The sequence below is a fragment of the Aliiroseovarius subalbicans genome (assembly GCF_022678625.1).
Lineage (GTDB): Bacteria > Pseudomonadota > Alphaproteobacteria > Rhodobacterales > Rhodobacteraceae > Aliiroseovarius_A > Aliiroseovarius_A subalbicans.
The window spans coordinates 437184-462532 of the sequence record NZ_JALBYQ010000002.1 but is presented as its reverse complement, the minus strand read 5'-3'; the positions used below and the strand labels follow the sequence as shown (position 1 = coordinate 462532).

The following is a 25349-nucleotide window of genomic DNA, read 5'->3' as shown; positions in this document are numbered from 1 at the left end:
AGATGAAAGCCGTTTATTATGAAGGCTTCGGACCTGCGCGTGATGTGCTGACCCATGGCGATATGCCGGACCCGATCCCTGCGGCGGGCGAAGTTGTCGTGCGCTTGCAGGCCACGGGCGTGAACCCCTCGGACGTGAAATCACGTGGGGGTGTGTCACTGGCAACGGCCATGCCGTTCCCCCGCATCATCCCGCATTCGGACGGTGCCGGAGTGATTGAAGCCGTGGGCGCGGGCGTGGACACCGCCCGCGTCGGTGAACGGGTCTGGATCTGGAACGCCCAGTGGCAACGCGCCTTTGGCACTGCCGCCGAGCTTCTGGCGATCCCGTCCGAACATGCGGTGCGCTTGCCGGATACAACCAGTTTCGACGAAGGCGCCTGTTTTGGCATCCCGGCGATGACGGCCTGGTACGCGCTCTATCGCGACGGGCCAATTGACGGCCAGACCGTTCTGGTTACCGGTGGGGCGGGCACGGTCGGGCGCTATGCCTGCCAGATGGCCGCGCTGGGCGGTGCACGGGTGATCACCACGGTGTCCTCGGCCGAGAAGGCGGCCCATGCCGGGGCCGAGGAATGGGTGAACTACCGCGACACCGACGTGACGCAGGCGGTCATGGATATGACCGATGGCGCGGGCGTGGACCGGATCGTCGATGTGGATTTCGGCGCGAACCAGGCGGCGTCTGTGCCCCTGATCAAACCGCGTGGTGTGATCGCGGCCTATGCTTCGGCGGCGGTGCGTGAACCTGCCCTCAACTTCTATCCGCTCATGTTCAAGAACGTGACGCTGCACATGTTGATCGTCTACCAACTCGACGCTGCCACCCGCCGTTTGGGTGAGGCGCAGCTGACCGACTGGTTGGAAGCGGGCAAGCTGTCCCATGCGGTTGTGCCCGGCGGCAGCCTGGCCGACATGGCCCACGCGCATGAGATGGTCGAGGCAGGTGAGAAACTGGGCACCGTCGTGGTGGAGGTCTGAGCCATGATCCTTGGCATCGGCACCGACCTTGCCAATATCGACCGCATCCAGGGCGTTCTGGACCGCCACGGCGACCGGTTTCGCAACCGTGTCTTCACCGAGGTCGAACAGGCGAAATCGGAACGGCGCCGCGATGTGGCGGGCACCTATGCCAAACGCTGGGCCGCGAAAGAAGCGTGTTCCAAGGCGCTGGGCACCGGCCTGCGCATGGGCATCGCCTGGAAGGACATGGCGGTGTCGAACCTGCGCACTGGCCAGCCGGTGATGCACGTCACCGGCTGGGCCGCCGAACGTCTGGCTGACATGACCCCGGATGGGCACGAGGCGATCATCCACGTGACGCTGACCGATGATCACCCCTGGGCGCAGGCCTTCGTGGTGATCGAGGCGCGTGCGTTGACTTGACTCCCACCCATTCCCCGCCCATGTAGCCCCCAACCCCACGAGGCAGGACAGATCATGGCTGAAAAGAAAGAAGAAGGCATACTGGAGACCGTCAAAACGGTGTTCTGGGCGTTGATCATCGCAGGCATATTCCGCACCCTGTTCTTTCAACCTTTCTGGATCCCGACCGGGTCGATGAAAGACACGCTTCTGATCGGGGATTTCCTGTTCGTGAACAAGATGGCCTATGGCTATTCGCGCTATTCCTGCCCGTTCTCGATGTGCCCCTTCTCGGGCCGGATTCTGGCGTCTGACCCTGAGCGCGGCGATGTGGTCGTGTTCCGCCACCCGACGCTCAAGACCGACTATGTCAAACGCCTGATCGGCCTGCCAGGCGACAAGATCCAAGTGACGAACGGTGTGCTGTCGGTGAACGGGGTCGAGGCGACCCAGGTTCCCGCAGGCACGTTCGAAGAGATCAAAGCGCCGCAAGGCCGCTTTGCCACCATCCCGCAATGCGCCAACGGCCCGGTCGGGCAGGGCGCTATCTGTGAAAAGGAACGCTTCATCGAATCCCTGCCGGGCGGTGTGGAGCATTCGATCCTGAACGTGGGCAACAGGCGGCTGGACAACACCAACGTGTTCACCGTGCCCGAGGGGCACTACTTCTTCATGGGTGACAACCGCGACAACTCGACCGACAGCCGGGTCAGCCAGCGCGCGGGCGGTGTGGGCATGGTCCCGGCTGAATACCTTCTGGGTCGCGCTGATCGCATCATGTTCTCCTCGGCGGGCAAGCGGCTGGTCTATTTCTGGACCTGGCGCGGCGACCGGTTCTTCAAGGCGATCGAGTGAAGCTGTCGGCCGACCTCAAGGCTTTTCAGGGCCGGATCGGGCATGAGTTTTCCAAGCCGGAACTGTTGATCCGCGCCCTGACGCACGGCTCTTTGTCGTCGAACACGCGACCCGACAACCAACGGCTGGAGTTCCTGGGCGACCGCGTGCTGGGCCTGGTCATGGCCGAGAAACTTTTGGCCGACGACCCCAACGCCCCCGAAGGCACCATTGCGCCGCGGTTCAATGCCCTGGTTCGCAAGGAAGCCTGCGCCGAAGTCGCGCGCGACGTTGACCTGGGCGCGGTTCTGAAGCTGGGGCGGTCCGAGATGAAGACCGGCGGGCGGCGCAAACTGGCCCTGCTGGGCGACGCAATGGAAGCTGTGGTTGCCGCGGTCTATCTGGACGCTGGTTTTACGGCCGCGCGGGACATGATCGTGCGCCTGTGGGGCGATCGGATCGCCAATGTCGAGGCCGACGCCCGCGACCCGAAAACCGCGCTTCAGGAATGGGCGCAGGCGCGCAAGCTGGCGCCGCCGAAATACACCGAAGTCGCGCGCGAGGGACCGGATCACGCGCCCGTTTTCACCATCGAAGCAAGCCTGTCCAACGGACATAAGGCGACTGCAACAGCGCCGTCTAAACGGGCGGCGGAACAAGCCGCCGCCAAGGCGCTTTTCACACGGCTGGAGGCCGAAACATGACCACACGCGCGGGCTTTGTTGCCCTGATCGGAGAGCCGAACGCCGGCAAATCGACCCTCACCAACCGCATGGTCGGGGCCAAGGTGTCGATCGTCACGCACAAGGTTCAGACCACCCGCGCCCGCATTCGCGGCGTGGCAATCGAAGGCGACAGCCAGATCGTGTTTGTCGACACTCCCGGCCTGTTCCAACCCAAACGCCGGCTGGACCGCGCAATGGTTGCCGCTGCTTGGGGCGGGGCCGCGGATGCCGATGTCATCGTGCTGATGGTCGAGGCGCATCGCGGCATGACCGAAGGGGTCAAGCGCATCCTGGACGGGCTGGACGAAATCGGCAAAGGCCGCAAGATTGCGCTGGCGATCAACAAGATCGATCGGGTGCAAAGCGAAGGGCTTTTGGCCCTGACCAAAGAGCTGAACGAGCGCTTCGACTTCGTCGAAACCTTCATGATTTCGGCCGAGAAAGGTCACGGCGTCGAAACCTTGCGCGCCTGGCTGGCGGATGAGCTGCCCGAAGGGCCATGGCTTTACCCCGAAGACCAGATCGCCGACCTGCCCCTGCGCATGATCGCGGCTGAAATTACGCGGGAAAAGCTGACGCTGCGCCTGCACCAGGAACTGCCCTACCAGATGACAGTCGAGACCGAGGCTTGGGAAGAGCGCAAGGATGGCTCGGCCCGGATCGACCAGATGATTTATGTCATGCGCGACGGCCACAAGGGCATCGTGCTGGGCAAGAAGGGCGAGACGATCAAGGCCGTCAGTCAAGCCGCCCGCGCCGAGCTTGAGGAGTTTCTGGGCCGTAAGATTCACCTGTTCCTGCAGGTAAAGGTGCGCCCGAACTGGCTTGAGGAAAAAGAGCGCTACTCAGAAATGGGGCTCGATTTCAAAGACGGCAACACGTGACAAGGCTGACCGCCGATATCTGGGTGTCGGCCTATCTGGCGCGGCTCAGGGTTCACGACATCCCGGCCTTCGTGGTCAAGAAAGGCGACGCGACCGCAGGGGCGGTCCTGGTGAAACTGAACACGCTGGACGGTAACGCGACCGTCTATCAACGCAGTTTCGATCTGATGACGGGTGAACGCACCTGGGTTGTGCTGTCTAAGGGGGACGAACACAGCGTTGACGACGCGCTGGCCCGGCAGCGGGGCTTTGACCCGGACCTTTGGGTGATCGAGGTCGAGGACCGTCAGGGGCGCCATCTTCTAGATGAACCCGGCCTTTCCGATTGACCCCACCGCCAACCCGCGCAAACTGGCGTCATGGAGTGGCGGGATCAGGGCGCATTGTTGTCGGTGCGAAAGCACGGCGAAACCTCGGCGATCATCGAGGTGTTCACGGCCGAACATGGCCGTCACGCGGGTGTGGTGCGCGGTGGCGTCAGCCGCAAGATCGCGCCGATCCTGCAACCCGGCGCACAGCTGGATCTGTCCTGGCGCGCCCGGCTTGAGGAACATATCGGCAGCTTCACCGTCGAACCGGTCAAAAGCCGTGCGGCGATCCTGTCGGATCGCGCCGCGCTGGCCGGTCTCAATGCCGTTTGCGCGCTTTTGTGCTTTGCCTTGCCTGAGCGCGAGGCCCACCCGACGCTTTATGCCCGCACGATCGCCATGCTGGACCTTCTGGGTCAGAACGAAGCTTGGCCGGTGGCCTATCTGAAATGGGAATTGTCGTTGCTTGAAGATATGGGCTTTGGCCTGGATCTGTCGCGCTGCGCGGTGACGGGCGAGCGTGAGGATCTGGCCTATGTCTCGCCCAAATCCGGTCGCGCGGTCAGTGCGGAAGGGGCCGGTGATTGGGCTGAGCGCCTGTTGCCGCTGCCGCCCGAGCTTCTGGGTGTCGGCACGGGAGACGCCGCGAATGTGGTCGAAGGGCTGCACACCACCGGGCATTTTCTGACCCGATGGCTGGCACATTCGCTGGGGGACAAGCCCCTGCCCGAAGCACGCGCGCGGCTTGTGGATCGCCTGAAACGGGCGGTGACCTAGGGCTGAGCCTTGAAGACCATCTCAACCCGGTCCTCGGTGGACAGGATCAATGTGTTTCCAGCCACCTCGGCCAGGGTCACACGCTCCAGCGCCGCAAAGAAACGGCCCTCGGCGTCGAGATCCGGACAGGCCATGCGGGTGGCGCCCACGCCGTCCACGTCAAACCACGGGTAAGGTGCTGTCTGCGCGCCGAAATAGCGATTGCAGGGGGCTTCTCCGGCGATCTTGCCTTCCTCGGGAAAGGTGATCGTGGCGCGGGCGGTGAACGGTACGCCGTCCAGCTCCTCAAGCACCCATGTGACCTTGGTGTCGCTGTACCCGGAAATCGTTTCGTCCCCCTCACAGCTTGCCAGCGCGGCCAGCGCGATGGCTGCCAACAGCGCGCGCATCAGGCGTCCCGCAGGGCCAGAAGGGCGGCCAGCAGGGTGGACATCGCGCTGTCATTTTCCTGCCCGTCCGACGCGCTGAGCGTGCCCATTCCGATCTGTGCGCCCAACACGATGCGGGCGAAATCGGGGTTGGTCAGGTGAAGCTCGCCCAGCGTGGCGCGGGTCAGGGCCAGGCGGTGCGCCTCGACCCGGTCGATGGCCGCGGCCATCTCGGAATTGGCCTGTGCCCAGGCCCGCACGGCCTGTTCCAGCGCGTTTGTCGCGGACAAAGAACCCAAGCGATCAAGGCGGCGCACCGGATCGGCCTCTTCTTCCCCGGCCCCGGCCAGAGACACAAGGGCGCGCTGTTCCCACAGGCCAACCAGGCGCGTGTGGTAGTCCGGCAAGTCCTTGAAGTGCCAGTAGAACGAACCTTTGGTTGCCCCCACGTCGCGGGCCAGTTTTTCAGCCTTGAGGGCGTCGGGTCCGCGCTTCACCAGCGCATCCAACCCGGCGACAAGCCAGTTGTCAGCGTTCAAACGGGTCTTTGTCGCGGGCATCGCCTCTACTCCATACGGTTGCGTATCATGTTTATGCTGCAAGTGCGAAAAAGAAAAGCCCCCCGGCGACCGGAGGGCTTCTCTGCGTCAATTTGTGCCGGATCAGCCCAACAGGCGACGGGCAATCACTTGTGCCTGAATTTCCGCAGCACCCTCAAAGATGTTCAGGATGCGGGCGTCACACAGGATGCGGCTGATCTGGTATTCCAGTGCAAAGCCGTTGCCGCCGTGGATCTGCAGCGCATTGTCGGCGCAGGCCCAGGCCACGCGGGCGCCCAGCAGTTTCGCCATCCCGGCCTCAAGGTCGCAGCGCTGGTCATGGTCCTTCTCCCACGCGCTGAAATAGGTCAGCTGACGGGCCACCATGATCTCAACCGCCATCATCGCCAGCTTGCCCGACACGCGCGGGAAATTGATCAGGGACTTGCCGAATTGCTTACGGTCCTCGGCATATTGCATGCCGACCTCAAGCGCGTTTTGCGCCACGCCGATGGCGCGGGCGGCGGTCTGGATGCGGGCGGCCTCAAACGTCTTCATCAGCTGCTTGAAGCCCTGGCCTTCTTCGCCGCCCAGAAGGTTTTCGCCCTTCACCTTGAACCCATCAAAGGCCAGTTCGTATTCCTTCATGCCGCGGTAGCCCAGCACCTCGATCTCTCCGCCAGTCATGCCGTCGGTGGGGAAGGGATTGGCGTCGTCGCCGGGGGTCTTTTCCGCTAGGAACATCGACAGGCCCCGGTGATCGGTGCTGTCGGGGTCGGTGCGCGCCAGAAGCGTCATCACATGAGTGCGCGCGGCGTGGGTGATCCAGGTCTTGTTGCCAGTCACTTCGTAATCATCGCCCACCTTCACCGCACGGGTGCGCAGCGATCCGAGGTCAGAGCCGGTGTTGGGTTCGGTGAACACGGCTGTCGGCAGGATTTCACCCGACGACAGCTTCGGCAGCCAGTTTTCCTTCTGTGCGTCAGTGCCGCCGGCCAGGATCAGCTCGGCCGCAATCTCCGATCGCGTGCCCAGCGAGCCCACACCGATGTAGCCACGGCTGAGTTCCTCGGACACCACGACCATCGACGCTTTCGTCAGGCCCAACCCGCCGAATTCCTCGGGGATTGTCAGGCCGAACACGCCCATTTCGGCCAGCTCCTCGATGATCTCCATCGGAATGAAGTCATCCTTCAGGTGCCAGTCATGCGCATTGGGGACGACACGGTCGTCAGCGTAGCGGCGGAACTGTTCGCGGATCATCTCCAGCTCTTCGTCCAGCCCGGTCGCGCCGAAGGTGGCGTGGCCCGCATTGCCCTGCATCAGCTCCACCAGACGGGTGCGCGCGGCGGGGGTGTTGGCCCCGGAAATCAGTGCGGTGATTGCGTCGGTGTTCAGGGGGGCATCGTCCACGCCCATGTCGGACAGGCGGGCAAACTCGTTCTGGCTCATCATCATCCCGCCCTTGATCTGGGACAGGTATTCGCCGAACGCTATTTGAAGGATCAGGCTTTCCATTTCACCCAGCCTGCCGTCGTCCTTGAGCCGCGTGGCCCAGGCTTGCATCTGGCGCAGGCTTTCGGTGTAGGTGGCCAGCCAGGACAGCGCGTGCGCGGCGGCCTGGTGGGTTTCCAGCTTGGCACCCGACACGCGGTCGCCGTCCACGACCATGGCACGCACGTTGGTTTTGGCGGTGTCGAACAGCGCCTCGACCGGGGCGACTGCGTCGCCGGTCAGGCTCAGAAGGTTGTCCATCAGGGCTGTGGTCATGGTGATATCCTGTCCGTCGTGGGGCATGAGAATGGCTCCGAAATTTTGTCCCGGAAGGGATAATCTTTTTGCAGGTGCAGCGCAATAAAAATGCGCGATGGTGCTTGTGCGTGAACGAATATGACGCAGTCAAGAATTGCAGTGCGAAACGCCGCCTTTTGCGGTAGGTTTCTCCTCTGACGTCAAAAAAGGTAAGGAAAATGAGCGGGATACTGGCCGATCTGCCAATCTTGACGTTGCTGATTGCCGCGGCGATCACCCTGTTCGCGGGCTTTGTCAAAGGCGCGGTGGGCTTTGCCATGCCGATGATAATGATCTCGGGACTCGGCTCGGTTCTGCCCGCTGACATCGCACTTGCAGCATTGATTCTGCCCACGGTGGTCACGAATGTCTTTCAGGCCCTACGCCAGGGCGTTGGGGCGGCCTGGAAAGCGGTGGGGCAGTTCCGCATCTACCTGATTGCGCTTCTCGTTTTCCTGATCGCGAGCGCGCAGCTGGTGCGGGTTTTGTCGCCGAGCACGCTGTATCTGTTGCTGGGGCTTCCCGTCGTCGGGTTCAGCTTGCTTCAACTGGTCGGCTGGGTGCCGCGACTGCGGTCCGAGAACCGGCGCCGGGACGAAGGGCTCGTGGGGTCCTTCGCCGGGTTTGTCGGGGGCATGTCCGGGGTCTGGGGGCCGCCGACGGTGCTGTTCCTGACCGCGATCGACACGCCAAAGGCGGACCAGATGCGGGTGCAGGGGGTGATATATGGTCTGGGCGCGGTGGCGCTGTTGGGCGCACATGTGCAGTCCGGCGTTTTTACATCCCACACCGCGCCGCTGTCTGCGGTGATGCTTGTCCCGGCTTTGGCGGGCATGGTGGTGGGAGGCTGGGTGCACGATCGAATGCCCCAAGTCGCGTTCCGCCGGGTGACGCTGGTGGTTCTGATCGTGGCCGGGCTGAACCTGGTGCGACGTGGGTTGATCGGCTGAGACTGAGGCCACGGCGTATCCAAAAGGAAACGCCCCAGCCGGTGGCCGGGGCGTTGCATGTTTCTGATTGGCGTCCAGATCAGATCGGGGCCGTTAGCCGATCGCGATGGCGCGCACGTCGTCGTCGATATGGGCTTCGTACTGGGCGAAGTTCTCGGCGAACATCTTGACCAGTTTTTCGGCCTGCGCGTCATAGGCGTCGTGGTTTTCCCAAGTGCGGCGCGGGTCCAGAAGCAGGTCGGCGACCCCTTCCACCTTGACCGGTACATCGAAGCCGAAATTCGCATCCTTGCGGAACTCGGCGTCAGCCAGCGACCCGTCGAGTGCTGCCGACAGTAGCGCGCGGGTGGCGCGGATCGGCATGCGCGAGCCGGTGCCATAGGCGCCGCCGGTCCAGCCGGTGTTCACCAGCCAGCAGGTTGCACCGTGCTTGGCGATCTTGTCGCGCAGCAATGCCCCGTATTCCTCGGGTCGGCGCGGCATGAACGGTGCGCCGAAGCAGGTCGAGAAGGTCGGCTCGGGCTCGGTCACGCCTTTTTCGGTGCCAGCGACTTTCGAGGTGAAGCCGGAGAGGAAGTGGTACATCGCCTGCGCGGGCGTCAGCCTGGCAATCGGAGGCAGCACGCCAAACGCATCACAGGTCAGCATGATGATGTTCTTCGGATGTCCACCCAGCGCAGTTTCCGACGCGTTCGAGATAAAGTCGAGCGGGTAGGCACAGCGCATGTTCGCGGTCAGGCTGTCGTCATCAAAGTCCAGATCCTTGGTGTCTTCGTCCCAGACCATGTTCTCGATCACGGTGCCGAATTTCTCGGTCGTGGCATAGATCTCGGGCTCGGCCTCGGGCGACAGGTGGATGGTCTTGGCATAGCAGCCGCCTTCGAAGTTGAAGGTGCCGCGGTCGGACCAGCCATGTTCGTCATCGCCGATCAGCACGCGCGAGGGGTCCGCCGACAGGGTCGTCTTGCCGGTGCCTGACAGGCCGAAGAAAATGGCGGTGTCGACCGGATTGCCCGGCGCGTGGTTGGCCGAGCAATGCATCGGCATGATGTTCTTCTCGGGCAGCATGTAGTTCAGCAGCGAGAAAACGGATTTCTTGTTCTCACCCGCGTATTCCGTGCCACCGATCAAGATCAGCTTTTTTTCGAAGTTCAGCGCGATGACGGTTTCCGACCGGCAGCCGTGGCGTTCGGGGTTCGCATTGAAGGACGGGCAGTTGATGACGGTGAATTCCGGCAGGTAATCGTCCAGCTCATCGCGTGCTGGGCGGCGCAGCAAGTGGCGGATGAACAGGTTGTGCCAAGCCAGTTCCGTGACCATGCGCACATCCAGGCGATGTGCGGGATCGGCACCGCCATACAGGTCCTGAACGTAATAGTCCTTGCCCTTCATGTGATCTAGCATGTCGGCATACAGAACGTCGAAATGGGCGGGATCCATCGGCGGGTTGTTTTCCCACCAGATATGCGGCTCGACCGCAGGGGTCTTGACGACAAATTTGTCCTTGGGGGACCGGCCAGTGTGCTTGCCGGTCTCGACCAGGAAGCTTCCACCTTTACCCAGATGTCCTTCGCCGCGTTTCAGAGCGGCTTCGATCAGTGCCGGTTCCATGAAGTTGTAATAGACATTGCCAAGCCCCGTGATGCCTTGATCTTCCAAGCGATGGGCCGGGTTCACGCGTCCATTGGTCATCTGATAGCTCCTGTCGCCGGTGCTGGTCCTGTGCCGGCGTTTTGGTTTCACATGAGAGCACGGAGGCCATTTCCGCGCGCCGACCCTCATGTGAACGAGGGCCAGTGGCGCCGCTATATCATGGCGATTTCACATTGGAACAGGTCGCAATCGCACAGTTAGCGGTATCAGGCGTTTGTTTGCGCAATCAATGAGAGGGAAATGTGAGGTATATTAGTCATAAATTACCCATTTTGACGTCCCAATGAGACCGGACAGGGCGTGATTCGCACTATTTTGTTGATTCCCTTAGGCGAAATCGGGAATATGACAAAAAAAGAATGGCAAAAACGAGCAGTACAAGGAACCCTCTCATGTCGAGGATTGCATTGGTTGACGATGACAGGAACATCCTGACGTCAGTATCGATGACTCTTGAAGCCGAAGGCTTCGAAGTTGAAACTTACAATGACGGCCAAAGCGCGCTTGACGCGTTTTCCAACCGCTTGCCGGATATGGCTGTTCTGGACATCAAGATGCCCCGCATGGATGGGATGGATCTGCTGCAGAGACTGCGGCAGAAAACGTCAACCCTGCCGGTGATCTTCCTGACCTCGAAAGATGACGAAATCGACGAGGTTCTGGGGCTGCGCATGGGCGCGGACGATTATGTTAAAAAACCATTCAGCCAGCGGCTTCTGGTCGAACGCATCCGCGCGCTTTTGCGGCGCCAGGAAGTGATCGCCGCCGACGATATGGGCGATGTCGAGGAAAGCAAAGTCCTGGTGCGCGGCGAACTGTCGATGGACCCACTGCGTCATGCCGTGACCTGGAAAGGCCTGGACGTGTCGCTGACCGTGACGGAATTCCTGCTGCTTCAGGCCCTGGCAACGCGTCCCGGCTTCGTGAAAAGCCGCGATCAGCTGATGGATGTCGCCTATGACGATCAGGTCTATGTTGACGACCGCACGATCGACAGTCACATCAAGCGCCTGCGCAAAAAAATGCGCATGGTCGACAATGAGTTCTCGGCGATTGAGACACTCTATGGGATTGGATACAGGTACAACGAGGAATAACCTCGTCTGCCGCAGGGGAAGAAGCTGACCAAGCACGTGCGTGATACCAAGGCATCAAACGGCTCGGACGTTGTTCTGGGCGAAGATTGGGTTTCTCCGCAGGGCTCGGTTGACAGCGAGCTGCGCGCAAAGCGTGCGCGGCGCGGTCTGATTTCGATCAACCGTTCGCCGTTGGCGCGCAAGATCATCACCTTCAACCTGCTGGGCCTGATCGTGCTTGTCGCGGGGGTTCTTTACTTGAACCCGTTCCGCGACAGTCTGGTGTTTCAGCGCGAAACGGCGCTTGTGGCCGAAGCCGAACTGATAGCCGACGCCTTTGAAATGGTGCAAGCGGTATCCGACGTCACGCCGGATTATCCCGCAGCCCTTTCGGGGCTGGACCTGTCGCCGGGTCTGGACGTGTTCGTGTTCGACCAGAGCGAAGCCCTGCTGGCCACCACCTTTGGTCTACCACGCCAAGCCACGACCCCGGTGGATGGGTTGCAGCGCGACGGGCGCTCGACCATCATTACCGACCTGCTGAACTTGGTTTGGGAAGGTATTTCCAGCATCATCGCGTCGGGCGACGCGCCTTCCGAACCGGTCAATACCGAAGACCAGGCCCGCCGCCTTCTGTCCGGCGCGTTCAGCGGATCGACCCAGGTGTCGACCGGCGTGGATGCGCGCGGCAGCACTGTGTTTTCCGTGGCGACGCCGATTATGCGCGCGGGAACTCCGGTGGGCGTTGTCGCCGTGACATCAGCTTCGGGGGAACTGGACGAACTGGTGCGCAGTGAACGCGAACAAGTGTTGCAGATGTTCGTCATTGCCATCCTGGTTTCGATCGGGCTGAGCCTTGTGCTGGCCTCGACCATCGCCAACCCACTGTCCGATCTGGCCGCAGCGGCGGAACTGGGGCGTGACAAGAACGCCAAGAACGTCAATCCGGGCCGGGTGCGCATTCCTGACCTGACCGGACGCCCGGACGAGATTGGCCGCTTGTCCACCGCCCTGCGCGGCATGGTTGCGGCCCTGTATGACCGGATTGATGCCAACGAACAATTTGCTGCCGACGTGGCGCATGAAATCAAGAACCCGCTGGCCAGTTTGCGATCTGCCATTGGCACGTTGCGCGTGGCCAAGAAAGATGAGCAGCGCAACAAGCTGTTGGATGTGATCGACCACGACGTGCGTCGCCTGGACCGCCTGGTCAGTGATATTTCCAACGCCTCGCGGTTGGACAGCGAGTTGGTGAAGGAAGAGGAAGAAGCCTTCGACATCCTGAAAATGCTTCGCAACCTGACCGAGTATCTGGGCAACGAAGCTTCGATGAAAGGTGTTGATTTCATCACCGACCTGCCGCCCAATCCGATCGTCATCCAGGGCCTTGAGGCGCGTCTTGCTCAGGTGTTTGTGAACCTGATCACCAACGCGTTGAGCTTCTGTGACGATGGCGATGCAATCCGTGTCTGGGCCCGATTCCGGGAAAATCGGGTGCTTGTGGTGGTCGAGGATACCGGCCCAGGCATCCCCGATCAGGCGCTGAACAAGATTTTCAACCGGTTCTATTCTGAACGCCCGGAAACCCAGTTTGGCAATAACTCCGGCCTTGGGCTGGCGATCTCAAAACAGATCGTCGAAGCGCACGGCGGCGTGATCTGGGCGGAAAACATTCGCCCGACCGACGCGGATGTGACCTCGGAACCACTGGGCGCCCGTTTCGTCGTGGGCCTGCCGGTTTGAGCGCTGCGGCGCGACCAGACATCCTTCATGCAACGACAGTAACCATCGGCGCGGTCGGGGTCGTCATCCTTGGCCCATCGGGCGCGGGAAAATCCGCGCTGGCGTTGCAACTGATCGGACTGGGCGCGAAGTTGATTGCCGATGATCGGACCCGGCTGAGCCACGAAGAAGGCGTCCTGACCGCCCATGCTCCCGACCGGTTGCAGGGCGTGATCGAAGCCCGGGGGGTCGGGTTGATCCGTGTGCCGTGGCAGGGGCGGGCATACGTGCACCTTGTGGTTGATCTGGAGCAGGAGGAGCCGGGTCGTCTGCCCTTCCCCACAAGCCGCCAGATAATGGGAACCGAAGTTGAGGTTTTGAAGCGGGTTGACGGTCCCCATTTTCCAAGTGCCATATGGCACCTCGTGACACATGGGCGACACGCATGACGAAGACAAACACAACCGAAAACGGTCAAAAGGTGATCTTGGTAACTGGGCCGTCCGGCGCCGGACGAACGACCGCGATTCGTGTGTTGGAGGATCTGGGGCACGAGGTGATCGACAACCTGCCGCTGTCGCTGATCGACCGACTTCTTGCCGGGCATCCAGTGGACCGGCCAATGGCGCTGGGCGTCGATGTTCGCAACCGGGACTTCTCGGTCGAGGGCTTACTGGAGGTGATCGATACATTGTCGCAAAGCGACTTGTATGATGTCGAGGTTCTGTATCTGGACTGCTCACGCGATGTGCTGATCCGGAGGTATTCAGAAACTCGCCGTCGCCACCCGCTGGCCCCGTCTGAAACGCCGGACAATGGCATTCTGCGTGAGATTGACCTGCTGACCCCGGTGCGGGCGCGGGCGGGGATCCTGATTGACACAAGCGACCTGTCACCGCACGACTTGAAGGACGAAATTACACGCTGGCTAGGGCGCACCGGGCGCGAGATGCTGGCAGTGTCCGTGCATTCCTTCAGCTATAAACGCGGGCTTGCGCGTGGGCTGGACATGGTGTTCGACGCGCGTTTCTTGCGCAACCCACATTGGGACCCGGCCCTGCGTGCGTTGGACGGACGATCCGACGCGGTGGCCGATTATGTCGCCGCCGACCCACGCTTTGACGGCTTTTTCGACCGGGTGCACGACTTGACTGAATTCCTGCTGCCTGCCTATGGCGACGAAGGGAAAAGCCACCTTGCGATCGGCTTTGGCTGCACCGGGGGGCAGCACCGGTCCGTCGCTTTGGCGGAAAAGCTGGCGAATGCGCTTGCGCAGGCGGGCTGGCAGGTGTCAATTAGGCATCGGGAACTGGAGCGCCGCGCTGCAACACAGGGTATGGCGCCAAAAGCATCGGGGTAGAATGGCGTGATCGGCATCGTGATTGTCGCGCATGGAGGACTGGCTGGGGAGTACCTGGCGGCGGTCGAACATGTGGTTGGCGAACAAAAAGGGATGCAAGCGATTTCGACCACGGCTGATTGCGACCGCACAGTCAAACGAGCCGAGATTGCCGCCGCCGCAGATGCAGTGGATACCGGGGATGGCGTTGTTGTCGTGGTGGATATGTTCGGCGGCAGCCCGTCGAACCTGTCCTTGCCCGCCTGCGCCGCCAGGGACCGCAAGATTCTGTATGGCGCGAACCTTCCGATGTTGGTGAAACTGGCAAAGTCCCGCCACCTGACCGTGCCGCGTGCCACCGAAGCGGCGCTGAAGGCGGGGCGCAAGTATATCGACTGCATTGATGGCCCCCCGGAGTGAGCGCGCATGAGTTCTGAAACAAAACGCACCCTGCACATCGTCAACCAAAAGGGGCTGCACGCCCGCGCATCAGCGAAATTCGTCGAGACGGTCGAAGCGCATGACGCCACGGCACGGGTCGAAAAGGATGGAATCGATGCAGAGGGCGACTCGATCATGGGGCTTTTGATGTTGGCAGCATCGAACGGAACCACTATTGACGTCGAGACGTCCGGACCCGAAGCCGCCAAGCTGATGGACGCGCTGGAGGCGTTGGTGGCGGACAAGTTCGGCGAAGGCATGTGACGCGAAAGGCAAGGCTGGGACCGTGGTAGAGAGTGCTGAGAATACCGGTGAAGTGATCGCCCCGGACCGCCAGGATCAGCATTATGATCGGCGCAGCCTGACCTATGCAAATTCGTTCGACAGCCCGCTTCAGGCCACATTCATCCGCGGGGTTGAATGGTTCACGGGCAAAATCAAGATCATTCGCATGGTGCGCAAGCTGGAGCGCCAGGGGGCACCGAAGGGGCAACCCTTCTGGCGCGCCTGTCTGGATGTGATGGGTATCCCACTTCTCACCCCAGATGAGCAGTTGCAGAACATTCCGGAAGACGGACCTGTGGTGGTGGTCGCAAACCATCCGCACGGCATGGTCGACGGCATGATTTTGGCCGATCTGATCGGCCGGCGTCGCGATGATTACCGCATCCTGACCCGCGCGGTCCTGACCGGGATCGACGAAGTCGCTTCAAGCTACATGATCCCAGTGCCATTTCCACACGACACGGATGTGCAGAAGAAGATGGTCGAAATGCGCGCACTCGCGATGGCGCATTTGAAACAGGGTGGGTTGATCACCCTGTTCCCGTCCGGGGTGGTTGCATCGTCAGAAACCCTGTTCGGCCCGGCTCAAGAAGCGGAGTGGAACGTGTTCACCGCGCAGATGATCCGCCGGTCAGGCGCGCGCGTCGTGCCGATCTATTTCCCTGGCTCCAACTCACGTTGGTATCAGATGGCGAACCGGATATCCGCAACCTTGCGCCAGGCTCTGCTGCTTCATGAGATCGTTCACAGCTGCAACAAGCCACAGGCGCCAGTTGTTGGGCCTGCGCTTAGCGATGACGAGATGACGCTTTTACAAACGGACCCCCGCGGGTTCATGGCCTGGCTACGCCAGCACACACTGGACCTTGGAAGCGCGACCTAAGGCAGCGTTGCCAAGCGGAGTGGCTTCGCCACGCATGATGCTATGATTTGGCGCCCGGTGCCGGCGTCAGCGCGTCGGAACCGGCGTTTCCCCCCGGTAATCGTAAAACCCGCGCCCAGTCTTGCGGCCCAGCCAGCCGGCCTCGACATACTTGGTGAGAAGCGGGCAAGGGCGGTATTTGGTATCCGCCAGCCCGTCATGCAGCACATTCATGATCGCCAGGCAGGTATCCAGCCCGATAAAATCGGCCAGTTCCAGCGGCCCCATCGGGTGGTTCGCACCCAGTTTCAGCGACTGGTCGATCGAGTTCACGTTGCCCACGCCTTCGTACAGCGTATAGACCGCTTCGTTAATCATCGGCATCAGGATGCGGTTCACAATGAAGGCGGGGAAATCCTCGGCCGAGGCGGCGGTTTTACCCAGGTTTTCGACAACGGCCAGCAGCGTGTCATAGGTTTCTGCATCGGTGGCGATCCCACGGATCAATTCAACCAGCTGCATCACCGGCACTGGGTTCATGAAATGGAACCCCATGAATTTTTCGGGCCGATCGGTCCGCGAGGCCAGCCGGGTGATCGAGATCGACGAGGTGTTCGAAGTCAGGATCGTGGTCGGTTTCAGGTGCGGCAGGAGGTCTTCAAAAATGGCCTGTTTGACCGTTTCGCGTTCGGTCGCGGCCTCGATGATCAGGTCGGTCGGGCCAAGGTCAGTCAGGGTCAAGGTCGTGCGAATGCGCGCCAGTGCGGCGTCGCGGTCTTCGGCCGAGATTGCCTCGCGGCTGACCTGTCGGTCCAGGTTCTTGGTGACCCGCGTCACGGCGGCGTCCAGCGCATCCTGGCTGATGTCGGTCATCAGCACCTGGTAGCCTGCCAAAGCAAACACATGCGCGATGCCGTTCCCCATCTGCCCCGCACCGACAATTCCGACCGTTTCGATAGCCATGAACAACCCTTTCCTGTTCCTCTCCCAGACTATGCGGCGCTGCGGCGTGGGTGCAAGGGTTAAGGCCGCCTTGAGAAAGCAAGGGGCATTTTAAACTTAGCGGTTTGGCAAGGAATCTCTGCGAATCTCCGTTGTGGGTGAAATGAAATGGAGTGGGTGGATATGGCCTATGAAAACCTGGGCGAGGGTGCCCTTGAATACTACCCGTGTCGGTACGGGAAATCCAAATTGCTGTTTCGGGGTCCAAAGCGCAAGCTTGACACACCTTATGTCGCTGTCCTTGGCGGGACCGAGACCTATGGTAAATTTGTCGAACATCCCTATGCGGAAACGCTTGGGGAAGCGTTGAACCACACTGTGGTAAACTTCGGCTGTATGAATGCCGGGACCGATGTGTTCGTGAACGACCAGACCGTGCTGGATGCCTGTTCCAACGCGGCCGTTACCGTGGTGCAGATGACCGGGGCGCAGAACATGTCGAACCGGTTCTATGCGGTGCATCCGCGGCGCAATGACCGGTTTCTCCGGGCCTCGAACCTGCTCAAAACCATTTACCGCGAGGTCGACTTTACCGAATTCAACTTCACGCGCCATCTGTTGACCACGTTGCGCGATGTGTCGCCGGACAAGTTCGCGATGGTGGAGCAGGAGTTGAAAGAAGCCTGGGTCGCGCGGATGAAGACGCTGATCTCGAAGATTGACGGCAAGATCGTGCTTTTGTGGATGTCCGACCATGCGCCCGGCGCCAGTGACGATGCCGGGATTGACGGCACCGACCCGCTGTTCGTGGGGGAAGAGATGATTGCGGAGTTGAAGCCCTTTGTCGCGGGCGTGGTCGAGGTTGCGGTTGGCGAGGACGAGATCGCGTCTGGCTATGACCAGATGGTATTCACGGACCTTGAGGAACCCGCTGCGCGTGGGATGCTGGGGGTCACCGCGCATGATTTTGTGGCCGAGCATTTGGCCGAGGTACTGTCACCGCACCTGTAAGGTCAGACGGCACAGCAAAAAGGCCCGCCAATTGGCGGGCCTTTTCGTGTCTTGGCTGAAGGTTCGGGCCGGAAGGCCCGTTGCCTTACAGTTTGTCGTTCAGTTCCGGGACAGCGTCGAACAGGTCGGCAACCAGGCCGAAATCCGCGACCTGGAAGATCGGGGCTTCTTCGTCCTTGTTGATCGCGACGATGATCTTCGAGTCCTTCATGCCAGCAAGGTGCTGGATGGCGCCCGAGATGCCGACCGCAACATACAGGTCCGGGGCAACCACCTTGCCGGTCTGGCCCACCTGCCAGTCGTTCGGGGCATAGCCCGAGTCGACAGCGGCACGCGATGCGCCAACAGCGGCACCCAGCTTGTCGGCCAGTTTCTCGATCAGGGCGAAGTCCTCTTCGGACCCGACGCCACGACCACCGGACACAACCACACCGGCCGAGGTCAGCTCGGGCCGGTCACTTTCGGCAACCTTGTCTTCGACCCAGGAGGACAGTGCCGGATCGGCAGCGGCCGACACGGTTTCAACGGCGGCCGAGCCGCCTTCGCCAGCGGCGTCGAAGGTCGAGGTGCGGAAGGTGATGACCTTGGTCGCATCCGACGATTTGACGGTCTGAACGGCGTTACCGGCGTAGATCGGGCGCTCGAACGTGTCGGCATCGACAACACCCGACGCGTCCGAGATCACCATCACGTCCAGCAGCGCTGCGACGCGCGGCATGACGTTCTTGGCGTCAGTCGTGGCGGGGGCGACGATGTGCGAATAATCCCCGGCCAGCGACACGATCAGTGCGGCGGTCGGTTCTGCCAGGCGGTGACCCAATGATGCGTCTTCGGCGACCAGAACCTTGGCCACACCGTCGATTTTCGCGGCGGCGTCGCCTGCGGCGGCGGCGGATGCGCCGGCGCACAGCACGGTCACGTCACCCAGCGATGCAGCAGCGGTGACAGCTTTGGCGGTGGCGTCCATCGCCAGTTCGCCGTCGGTGACTTCTGCGAGAAGAAGAACAGCCATTACACAGCCCCCGCTTCTTTGAGTTTTTCAACAAGCTCGTCGACCGAGCCCACGATGATGCCAGCAGCACGTGCTTCCGGCTCGGCGGTCGAAACGACGGCCAGTCGCGGCGTGGTGTCGACGCCGTAATCGGCGGCGGTTTTCTCGTCCAGCGGCTTTCTCTTCGCCTTCATGATGTTTGGCAGAGACGCATAGCGCGGCTCGTTCAAACGAAGGTCGACGGTGATGATGGCGGGCATCGTCACGTTGATGGTCTGCAGGCCACCGTCCACTTCGCGGGTCACAACGGCCTTGTCGCCGTCGATGTCCAGCTCAGAGGCGAAAGTGCCTTGCGACCAACCCAGCAGGGCCGACAGCATCTGCCCGGTGGCGTTCATGTCGTTGTCGATGGCTTGCTTGCCGGCCAGAACCAGGCCCGGCTGCTCTTCTTCCACGACTTTCGCCAGGATCTTGGCAACGGCCAGCGGTTCGATGTCCTCGTGTACATCATCAGCGGCAACCACCAGGATCGCGCGATCGGCGCCCATGGCCAGCGCGGTGCGCAGGGTTTCCTGGGCCTGCTTGACGCCGATGGACACGGCCACCACTTCGTCAGCCTTGCCGGCCTCTTTCAGGCGAATGGCCTCTTCGACGGCAATCTCGTCGAAAGGGTTCATCGACATTTTCACGTTCGCAAGATCGACACCGCTTCCGTCCGCTTTGACGCGCACTTTCACGTTATAGTCGATCACGCGCTTTACAGGCACGAGTACCTTCATTGCGTGGATCTCCCAGTTACTGCCCGAATGGGCGCTAAGCTCTCGTCCCATCGTTTATCGTTTCATGCGAACGGAAAACAGGGCAAAATCGACAAGAAATGGCCCTGCGACGCCGCGTTCCATACGTCGGTCCGAGGGTGATAGCGCGAACAAGGAGAGTGCGATGCAAAAGGTGCAGGGATTCGGCGGGTTTTTCTTTCGGACGGCAAATCCGGGGCTGTTGGCGGCGTGGTATGAAAAACACCTGGGCATCAACCCGGTGCCAACCGATGCCGATACGCTGCCGTGGATGTCCGAGGGCGGCGCGACAGTGTTCGCCCCTTTCCCGGCCGACACGGATTATTTCGGCGACCCGTCCAAACAATTCATGCTGAATTTCCGGGTGGCCGACCTGGACGGGATGGTCGCGCAGCTGGAGCAAGCCGGTGTCGAGGTCGAGGACCGCGTCGCGATGGAGGGCATCGGTGCCTTTGCCCGCATCCACGATCCCGAAGGCAATCCGATCGAACTGTGGCAACCCGAAAGCTGAAGGAAGTTCAATGACTAACCTCCCTGACCCGCAAATCGTCACCCGGCCTCAACGTCATTTCGTTGGCGCAGCTGATACCTTCACGATGGAAACACGCTACAAGATCCCGGCGCTGTATGAGAGGTTTTTTGGATCTGGATGGCAGATTGAAAACACCGTCACTGGTGCACTCTATGGCCTGTCGTTCGACACTACGCCGGACGGATTCCGTTATGCCGTAGCCGTCGAGGTCGATCCGCTGGGCACCGTGCCCGATGGCGCATGTTCGGTCGAGGCCGCGGCGGGCACATACGCCGTGTTCCGCAACCGCGGCCCGGTGGCGGACCTTCCGGCGATGTTCGATGCGATCTTCAGCACCTGGCTGCCGAATTCGGACCATGAGCAGGCCGAGGGCGTGGTGTTCGAGGCGTATCCAGATGATCCGGACGCCAAGGACGGGGTCATGACCTATGAAATCTGGGTGCCGCTGAAGGGCTGATCCCTAGCGATTCGCGCCCGGCACCCACAACACGTCTCGTTCGCCGTTCCCGTTGGCCACGCGTGAGGCGACGAAGGCCCAGTCGGACAGGCGGTTGAGGTATTTCACCGCCGCCGGGTTGGCGTCTTCGGAGGCCGCCAGTTTCACGGCCATCCGTTCCGCCCGGCGCGACACGGTGCGCACAAGGTGAAGGTGGGCGGCCAGGGGCGACCCGCCGGGCAGGGTGAAACTGCGCAGCGGGGACAGGTTCGCGTTCATCACGTCGATCTCGGCCTCAAGCCGTTCGACCTGTGCGTCGATGATGCGCAGCGGCGTGTATTCGGCCTGGTCGTCCTGGTCCATGTTGGGCCGGGCCAGGTCGGCGCCCAGATCGAACAGGTCGTTCTGGATGCGGCCAAGGGCTGCGTCCATGTCGGATTGGCCTTCGGGGCCGCAATGCAGCCGGGCCAGACCGATCGTCGCGTTGGTTTCATCGACCGAGCCATAGGCATCGACGCGCAGCGAATGCTTTTCCACGCGTGATCCGTCCGACAGGGCAGTCGTGCCCTTGTCACCGGTGCGGGTGTAGATCTTGTTCAGGACGACCATCAATTGCCTCCGCGCAAATAGACGAACAGAAGGATGAGGGCGATGGCGATGGCCTGGGAAATGATCCGGTATCGCATCATCCGGTTGGAGTGCTTGCGCGCCACTTCACCCCCGGCGCCGAAGGTGCCAATGCCCAAAAGCAGGATGATCAGAACCGCCGCAACGGCGACGACGACCAGAAGAAAGAGGGGGTCCTGGAACATGTCCCGGTCCTTTCACGCGTTTCACTGGCGGATCAGATACCCGCTTCGATCCGGTTTGGCGAGGGGGGATCAGCTGCGCGCGATGATCGCATCCATCAGCCGCGTCGGCAAAAGCCGCTTGCCGATGGCGGCGAACCAGGTCGCTTTGGTCACGAAATACCGCGCTTTGGGGCGGGGATGTTCCAACGCCGTGACCAGTTTTGCGGTGACGGCGGCGGGCGGCAGCTCAAACGGGTCCGGCCCGGTGCGGTCGCTGTAAAGCCGCTTCAGCAGGCTGTCTTCGTATTGCGCCCGGCGCGGAGAGGATTTCCAGTCGATCCAGCGTTCGAAATGCGGGATCGAGTTTTCCCGGATGCGGGTCGGGATCGGCCCCGGTTCGATCAGGACCACGTGGATCGGCGTGTCGCGCATTTCGATGCGCAAAGTGTCCGTCAGCGCCTCCAACGCGTATTTCGTCGCGGTATAGGCCGAGCGCCAGGGGTAGGTGGTGAAACCCAGAACGGACGAGTTCTGCACGATCCGCCCGTGTCCCTGCGCCCGCATGATCGGGATCACGCGGCGGGTCAGCTCATGGGTGCCAAAAACGTTGGTCTCGAATATCTCGCGCAAGGCGTCTGTCGGCAGGTCCTCACAAGCGCCGGGCAGGCCGAAAGCACCGTTGTTGAACAGCGCGTCCAGTGTGCCGCCGGTGCGTGCAAGAATGTCCTCAAGCGCACGGGTCATGCTGTCGGGGTCGGTCAGATCCAGCTTTAGCGATTCGAGGCCTTCGCCGGTCAGGCGGGCAACGTCCCTGTCCTGTCGGCAGGTCGCAAAGACTCGCCAGCCGCGGGCGGTAAGCCCAAGGGCGGCGTCGTATCCGATGCCCGAGGAACAGCCGGTGATAAGGATGGATTTCTGGCTCATGCCCAAGGCTTAGGGCAGGGGCGGCGCACGTGCAACGTCAGCGTTTCACCGAGTCCAGGAACCGCGAGGCCATGAAGCCTCGTTCACCGGTTTCGACCACACGGATCTGTGTCCAGCCATCGCCAGCCGCGCCAAGGTCGTCTACAGCAGTGCCGCGTACCAGCGCGGTGACAATACCCTGACCGGTCGACGGACCGGCGCGCATGTTGACTTTCGACCCGGTGACATAAAGCACCGGTATACTTGGCACGACCTCGGCGGTGGCGGGGATGATTTCAGCAGGCTGCAGCTCAGAGACAGGGGCAATAGGGGCCGAGGTGTGTGTGGCGACTTCCAAGATCGGCTTCAGTGCCGGTTCGGGTTCGATGTCTGCGGCGGCCTGAGCGATCAGTGCCGGGGCAGGCTCGGGTGACGGCAGAGCGCTGGTAGCAACTCGGTGGGGTTCGCGACCGATTCGATCCTCGGGCAGGCCGTCTTCGTGCCCGTAGACCACCATCAAAAGCGCCAATGCGCCAACGGTCAAACCAGAAAGCTTCAATACACCCATTGTACCCCCCGTACTCTGGGAAAAACACATACTCCCCGCCACTTTACCCTTTCAGGGGAAAAGGGCGCAAGTTTTCCCTCGTTTGCCGCTCGTCGCTTGTTTGCACCCGCGCGGCTGGGTAAACAGCGGATATGAGTGAGAGCAGCAACGACGATGAAACCCACGAAATCTCGGAGCCCCTTCGCAGGGCGATCGGGGACCGGTACCTGACATACGCCCTGTCGACGATCATGCACCGGGCGCTGCCCGATGCGCGCGACGGGCTGAAACCCGTGCATCGGCGCATCCTGTATGCGATGAACCGGCTGAAGCTGGCGTCAAACGGCAAGTTTTTGAAATCGGCAAAGATTTCCGGCGACACGATGGGGGATTTCCACCCTCACGGCGACGCCGCGATCTATGACGCGATGGCGCGTTTGGCGCAGGATTTCGCGGTGCGCTATCCGCTGGTGGATGGTCAGGGCAATTTCGGCAACATCGACGGGGACAACCCGGCGGCCAGCCGATACACCGAAGCGCGCATGACCTTCGTCGCCGAGGCGATGTTGCAGGGTCTGGACGAAAACGCGGTCGATTTTCGCGACAATTACGATGGTCGCCTGACCGAACCGGTCGTGCTGCCCGCCGAGTTTCCCAGCCTGCTGGCCAACGGCTCCAGCGGCATCGCGGTCGGCATGGCGACCAACATCCCGCCGCACAACATCACCGAGCTGGTCGACGCCTGCCTGCATCTGATCAAGGTGCCGGATGCGCGCGATGACACGCTGCTGAATTATGTGCCTGGTCCGGATTTCCCCACCGGCGGCGTGATCGTCGAACCGAAGGACAACATCGCCAACGCCTATCGCACCGGGCGCGGCAGCTTCCGCCTGCGCTCCAAATGGGAGATCGAGAAGCTTGATCGTGGTCAGTGGCAGATCGTGGTCACGGAAATCCCGTACCAGGTGCAGAAGAGCAAGCTGATCGAAAAGATCGCCGAGGTCATTCAGCTCAAAAAGATCCCGATTCTGGCTGATGTGCGCGACGAAAGCGCCGATGACATTCGTCTGGTGTTGGAGCCGAAGTCGAAGAACGTCGACCCCGAGCTTCTGATGAACATGATGTTCCGCAACTCGGACCTGGAAACGCGGTTCAGCCTGAACATGAACGTGTTGATCGACGGGGTGACGCCCAAGGTCTGTTCGATGAAGGAAGTGCTGCGCGCTTTCCTCGATCATCGACGCGACGTGCTGCAACGCCGCTCGCAGCACCGGTTGGAGAAGATCGACAAGCGGTTGGAAGTCCTTGAGGGCTTTATCATCGCGTTTCTCAATCTCGACCGGGTGATCGACATCATCCGATACGATGACGATCCCAAGGCCGCCCTGATGCGCGAAGATTGGGGCCGCGACCATGCGCGCGCCATGTCCGAGGCGGACTATGTCAGCCCGGCGCCGGGCGACGGCGAACTGACCGAGGCTCAGGTCGAAGCGATCCTGAACATGCGCCTGCGCAGCTTGCGACGCCTGGAAGAGATGGAGCTGAAGCGCGAGCAGGAAGAGCTGATGCGCGAACGCGCCGAGCTTGAAGACCTTCTGGAAGACGAGGGCCTGCAATGGGGTCGGATCAGCGATCAGTTGAAAGAGACCAAGAAGAAGTTCGGCAAAGACTTCGACGGCGGCGCGCGCCGCACTCAGTTCGCCGAGGCGGGCGAGGTCGAAGATGTGCCATTGGAGGCAATGATCGAGCGTGAACCGATCACGGTCGTTTGCTCTCAGATGGGCTGGATCCGTGCCATGTCGGGCCATATCGACCTGAGCCGGGAGCTGAAGTTCAAGGACGGCGACGCCCCGCGTTTCATCTTCCACGCCGAAACCACCGACAAGCTGTTGGTGTTCGGGGCGAACGGGCGGTTCTATACGCTGGGCGCGGCCAACCTGCCGGGCGGGCGTGGCATGGGCGAGCCGATTCGCCTGATCGTGGACCTGCCCAACGATGTGGAAATCGTGGACATGTTCATCCACACGCCGGACCAGAAGATGCTGGTCGCCTCGACCGGTGGCAACGGTTTTGTCGTGAACCAGACCGACGTTGTGGCCCAGACACGTGCGGGCAAACAGGTGCTGAACGTGGGCGACGATGTGGCCAAGATCTGCGTGCCGATCACCGGCGATCATGTTGCGATCATGTCGGAGAACCGCAAGATGCTGGTCTTCCCTGTGACCGACCTGCCCGAAATGGGGCGCGGTAAGGGCGTGCGGCTTCAGAAATACAACTCGGCGCGTGGCAAACAGGGGATTTTGGAGCTGGACGGCGGCCTGTCGGACGTGAAGACCTTCGACCTGGCCGATGGCCTGTCCTGGCCCGCAGCCGGGGATCGCACCCGGACCGAGGTGGACATGTCGCCCTGGATCGGCAAACGTGCTGGAGTGGGCAAGGCCCCGCCCTATGGGTTTCCGCGTAACAACAAGTTCGAGTAAG

The 25349-nt window shown here is 61.6% G+C and carries 30 protein-coding genes; 19 read left to right on the top strand and 11 right to left on the bottom strand.

What is annotated here, in order from left to right:
* Window positions 1–2 precede the first annotated feature (2 nt).
* From MN188_RS10035 to recO, 7 genes are read left to right on the top strand one after another with little or no spacing between them, the layout of a single operon-like run.
* Window positions 3–980, top strand: coding sequence for an NADPH:quinone reductase (locus tag MN188_RS10035; RefSeq protein ID WP_242108787.1), 978 nt, complete (start codon window positions 3–5; stop codon window positions 978–980).
* A 3-nt stretch (window positions 981–983) separates the two neighbouring features.
* Window positions 984–1385: a holo-ACP synthase gene (gene acpS / locus MN188_RS10030; protein ID WP_242108785.1), complete on the top strand. Its 402-nt coding sequence runs from the start codon at window positions 984–986 to the stop codon at window positions 1383–1385.
* A gap of 54 nt (window positions 1386–1439) precedes the next feature.
* Window positions 1440–2219 (top strand): signal peptidase I, encoded by a 780-nt coding sequence (gene lepB, locus MN188_RS10025; RefSeq protein ID WP_242108783.1) that lies wholly within the window; start codon window positions 1440–1442, stop codon window positions 2217–2219.
* Complete coding sequence (gene rnc, locus MN188_RS10020) at window positions 2216–2902, top strand: ribonuclease III (protein ID WP_242108781.1); 687 nt, start codon at window positions 2216–2218, stop codon at window positions 2900–2902. Before lepB ends, rnc begins: the two co-directional genes overlap by 4 nt.
* A complete protein-coding gene (gene era, locus MN188_RS10015; RefSeq protein ID WP_242108779.1) occupies window positions 2899–3807 on the top strand; it encodes a GTPase Era in 909 nt (302 codons plus the stop codon). The genes rnc and era overlap by 4 nt, the downstream gene beginning before the upstream one ends.
* Window positions 3804–4136: a DUF1491 family protein gene (locus MN188_RS10010; protein ID WP_242108777.1), complete on the top strand. Its 333-nt coding sequence runs from the start codon at window positions 3804–3806 to the stop codon at window positions 4134–4136. The genes era and MN188_RS10010 overlap by 4 nt, the downstream gene beginning before the upstream one ends.
* Before the next feature lie 30 nt (window positions 4137–4166).
* Window positions 4167–4892 (top strand): DNA repair protein RecO, encoded by a 726-nt coding sequence (gene recO / locus MN188_RS10005; protein ID WP_242108775.1) that lies wholly within the window; start codon window positions 4167–4169, stop codon window positions 4890–4892.
* On the opposite strand, the gene MN188_RS10000 is transcribed toward recO, so the two are convergent.
* The 3 genes from MN188_RS10000 to MN188_RS09990 all read right to left on the bottom strand — a co-directional run bounded on the left by MN188_RS10000 (window position 4889) and on the right by MN188_RS09990 (window position 7596).
* A complete protein-coding gene (locus tag MN188_RS10000; protein ID WP_242108773.1) occupies window positions 4889–5281 on the bottom strand; it encodes an META domain-containing protein in 393 nt (130 codons plus the stop codon). The two genes, recO and MN188_RS10000, sit on opposite strands and share 4 nt — an antisense overlap.
* A complete protein-coding gene (locus MN188_RS09995; protein WP_242108771.1) occupies window positions 5281–5820 on the bottom strand; it encodes a TetR family transcriptional regulator in 540 nt (179 codons plus the stop codon). Before MN188_RS09995 ends, MN188_RS10000 begins: the two co-directional genes overlap by 1 nt.
* A gap of 102 nt (window positions 5821–5922) precedes the next feature.
* Window positions 5923–7596: an acyl-CoA dehydrogenase family protein gene (locus MN188_RS09990; RefSeq protein ID WP_242108769.1), complete on the bottom strand. Its 1674-nt coding sequence runs from the start codon at window positions 7594–7596 to the stop codon at window positions 5923–5925.
* Window positions 7597–7769: 173 nt separating this feature from the next.
* On the opposite strand from MN188_RS09990, the gene MN188_RS09985 reads away from it, so the two are divergent.
* On the top strand, window positions 7770–8540 hold the full coding sequence (locus MN188_RS09985) for a sulfite exporter TauE/SafE family protein (protein ID WP_242108768.1): 771 nt from the start codon (window positions 7770–7772) through the stop codon (window positions 8538–8540).
* Between the two features lie 93 nt (window positions 8541–8633).
* On the opposite strand, the gene MN188_RS09980 is transcribed toward MN188_RS09985, so the two are convergent.
* Window positions 8634–10232 carry a phosphoenolpyruvate carboxykinase gene (locus MN188_RS09980; RefSeq protein ID WP_242108766.1) on the bottom strand — a complete coding sequence of 533 codons (1599 nt, stop codon included), beginning with the start codon at window positions 10230–10232 and terminating at the stop codon, window positions 8634–8636.
* A gap of 353 nt (window positions 10233–10585) precedes the next feature.
* Here MN188_RS09980 and MN188_RS09975 point away from each other — a divergent pair, with 353 nt between their 5' ends.
* The 7 genes from MN188_RS09975 to MN188_RS09945 are packed head-to-tail and all read left to right on the top strand — an operon-like array spanning window position 10586 to window position 15939.
* Entirely contained in the window at window positions 10586–11290 is a 705-nt protein-coding gene (locus MN188_RS09975) for a response regulator transcription factor (RefSeq protein ID WP_242108764.1), read from the top strand.
* Window positions 11291–11326: 36 nt separating this feature from the next.
* Complete coding sequence (locus tag MN188_RS09970; RefSeq protein ID WP_242108762.1) at window positions 11327–13012, top strand: sensor histidine kinase; 1686 nt, start codon at window positions 11327–11329, stop codon at window positions 13010–13012.
* Window positions 13009–13440 carry an HPr kinase/phosphorylase gene (locus MN188_RS09965; RefSeq protein WP_242108760.1) on the top strand — a complete coding sequence of 144 codons (432 nt, stop codon included), beginning with the start codon at window positions 13009–13011 and terminating at the stop codon, window positions 13438–13440. The genes MN188_RS09970 and MN188_RS09965 overlap by 4 nt, the downstream gene beginning before the upstream one ends.
* Entirely contained in the window at window positions 13437–14351 is a 915-nt protein-coding gene (gene rapZ / locus MN188_RS09960) for an RNase adapter RapZ (protein ID WP_242108759.1), read from the top strand. Before MN188_RS09965 ends, rapZ begins: the two co-directional genes overlap by 4 nt.
* 6 nt (window positions 14352–14357) lie before the next feature.
* Window positions 14358–14750, top strand: coding sequence for a PTS sugar transporter subunit IIA (locus MN188_RS09955; protein ID WP_242108757.1), 393 nt, complete (start codon window positions 14358–14360; stop codon window positions 14748–14750).
* Window positions 14751–14756: 6 nt separating this feature from the next.
* Window positions 14757–15035: an HPr family phosphocarrier protein gene (locus tag MN188_RS09950; protein ID WP_242108755.1), complete on the top strand. Its 279-nt coding sequence runs from the start codon at window positions 14757–14759 to the stop codon at window positions 15033–15035.
* 22 nt (window positions 15036–15057) lie between these two features.
* Window positions 15058–15939, top strand: a complete 882-nt coding sequence (locus MN188_RS09945; RefSeq protein WP_242108753.1) for a lysophospholipid acyltransferase family protein — start codon at window positions 15058–15060, stop codon at window positions 15937–15939.
* A 66-nt stretch (window positions 15940–16005) separates the two neighbouring features.
* On the opposite strand, the gene MN188_RS09940 is transcribed toward MN188_RS09945, so the two are convergent.
* Window positions 16006–16881 (bottom strand): 3-hydroxybutyryl-CoA dehydrogenase, encoded by an 876-nt coding sequence (locus tag MN188_RS09940; protein ID WP_242108751.1) that lies wholly within the window; start codon window positions 16879–16881, stop codon window positions 16006–16008.
* A 147-nt stretch (window positions 16882–17028) separates the two neighbouring features.
* Between MN188_RS09940 and MN188_RS09935 the strand changes: the two genes are divergently transcribed.
* On the top strand, window positions 17029–17871 hold the full coding sequence (locus tag MN188_RS09935; protein ID WP_242108749.1) for a DUF6473 family protein: 843 nt from the start codon (window positions 17029–17031) through the stop codon (window positions 17869–17871).
* Between the two features lie 85 nt (window positions 17872–17956).
* On the opposite strand, the gene MN188_RS09930 is transcribed toward MN188_RS09935, so the two are convergent.
* A complete protein-coding gene (locus MN188_RS09930) occupies window positions 17957–18883 on the bottom strand; it encodes an electron transfer flavoprotein subunit alpha/FixB family protein (protein WP_242108747.1) in 927 nt (308 codons plus the stop codon).
* Window positions 18883–19641: an electron transfer flavoprotein subunit beta/FixA family protein gene (locus tag MN188_RS09925; RefSeq protein WP_242108951.1), complete on the bottom strand. Its 759-nt coding sequence runs from the start codon at window positions 19639–19641 to the stop codon at window positions 18883–18885. The genes MN188_RS09930 and MN188_RS09925 overlap by 1 nt, the downstream gene beginning before the upstream one ends.
* Window positions 19642–19804: 163 nt before the next feature.
* Between MN188_RS09925 and MN188_RS09920 the strand changes: the two genes are divergently transcribed.
* Both MN188_RS09920 and MN188_RS09915 read left to right on the top strand, forming a co-directional pair.
* On the top strand, window positions 19805–20170 hold the full coding sequence (locus MN188_RS09920; protein ID WP_242108745.1) for a VOC family protein: 366 nt from the start codon (window positions 19805–19807) through the stop codon (window positions 20168–20170).
* 10 nt (window positions 20171–20180) lie between these two features.
* The gene (locus MN188_RS09915; protein WP_242108743.1) at window positions 20181–20648 is read left to right on the top strand and encodes a GyrI-like domain-containing protein; all 468 of its coding nucleotides are present in this window, start codon (window positions 20181–20183) and stop codon (window positions 20646–20648) included.
* A gap of 3 nt (window positions 20649–20651) precedes the next feature.
* Here the strand turns inward: MN188_RS09915 and MN188_RS09910 are convergent, their stop codons facing one another.
* The 4 genes from MN188_RS09910 to MN188_RS09895 all read right to left on the bottom strand — a co-directional run bounded on the left by MN188_RS09910 (window position 20652) and on the right by MN188_RS09895 (window position 22889).
* Complete coding sequence (locus MN188_RS09910; RefSeq protein ID WP_242108741.1) at window positions 20652–21236, bottom strand: cob(I)yrinic acid a,c-diamide adenosyltransferase; 585 nt, start codon at window positions 21234–21236, stop codon at window positions 20652–20654.
* Window positions 21236–21439 (bottom strand): twin transmembrane helix small protein, encoded by a 204-nt coding sequence (locus tag MN188_RS09905; protein ID WP_242108739.1) that lies wholly within the window; start codon window positions 21437–21439, stop codon window positions 21236–21238. Before MN188_RS09905 ends, MN188_RS09910 begins: the two co-directional genes overlap by 1 nt.
* 69 nt (window positions 21440–21508) lie before the next feature.
* Window positions 21509–22342 (bottom strand): SDR family NAD(P)-dependent oxidoreductase, encoded by an 834-nt coding sequence (locus tag MN188_RS09900; RefSeq protein ID WP_242108737.1) that lies wholly within the window; start codon window positions 22340–22342, stop codon window positions 21509–21511.
* 37 nt (window positions 22343–22379) lie between these two features.
* The gene (locus MN188_RS09895; RefSeq protein ID WP_242108735.1) at window positions 22380–22889 is read right to left on the bottom strand and encodes an SH3 domain-containing protein; all 510 of its coding nucleotides are present in this window, start codon (window positions 22887–22889) and stop codon (window positions 22380–22382) included.
* Between the two features lie 131 nt (window positions 22890–23020).
* On the opposite strand from MN188_RS09895, the gene MN188_RS09890 reads away from it, so the two are divergent.
* Window positions 23021–25348 carry a DNA topoisomerase IV subunit A gene (locus tag MN188_RS09890; RefSeq protein ID WP_242108733.1) on the top strand — a complete coding sequence of 776 codons (2328 nt, stop codon included), beginning with the start codon at window positions 23021–23023 and terminating at the stop codon, window positions 25346–25348.
* Window position 25349: the final 1 nt, after the last annotated feature.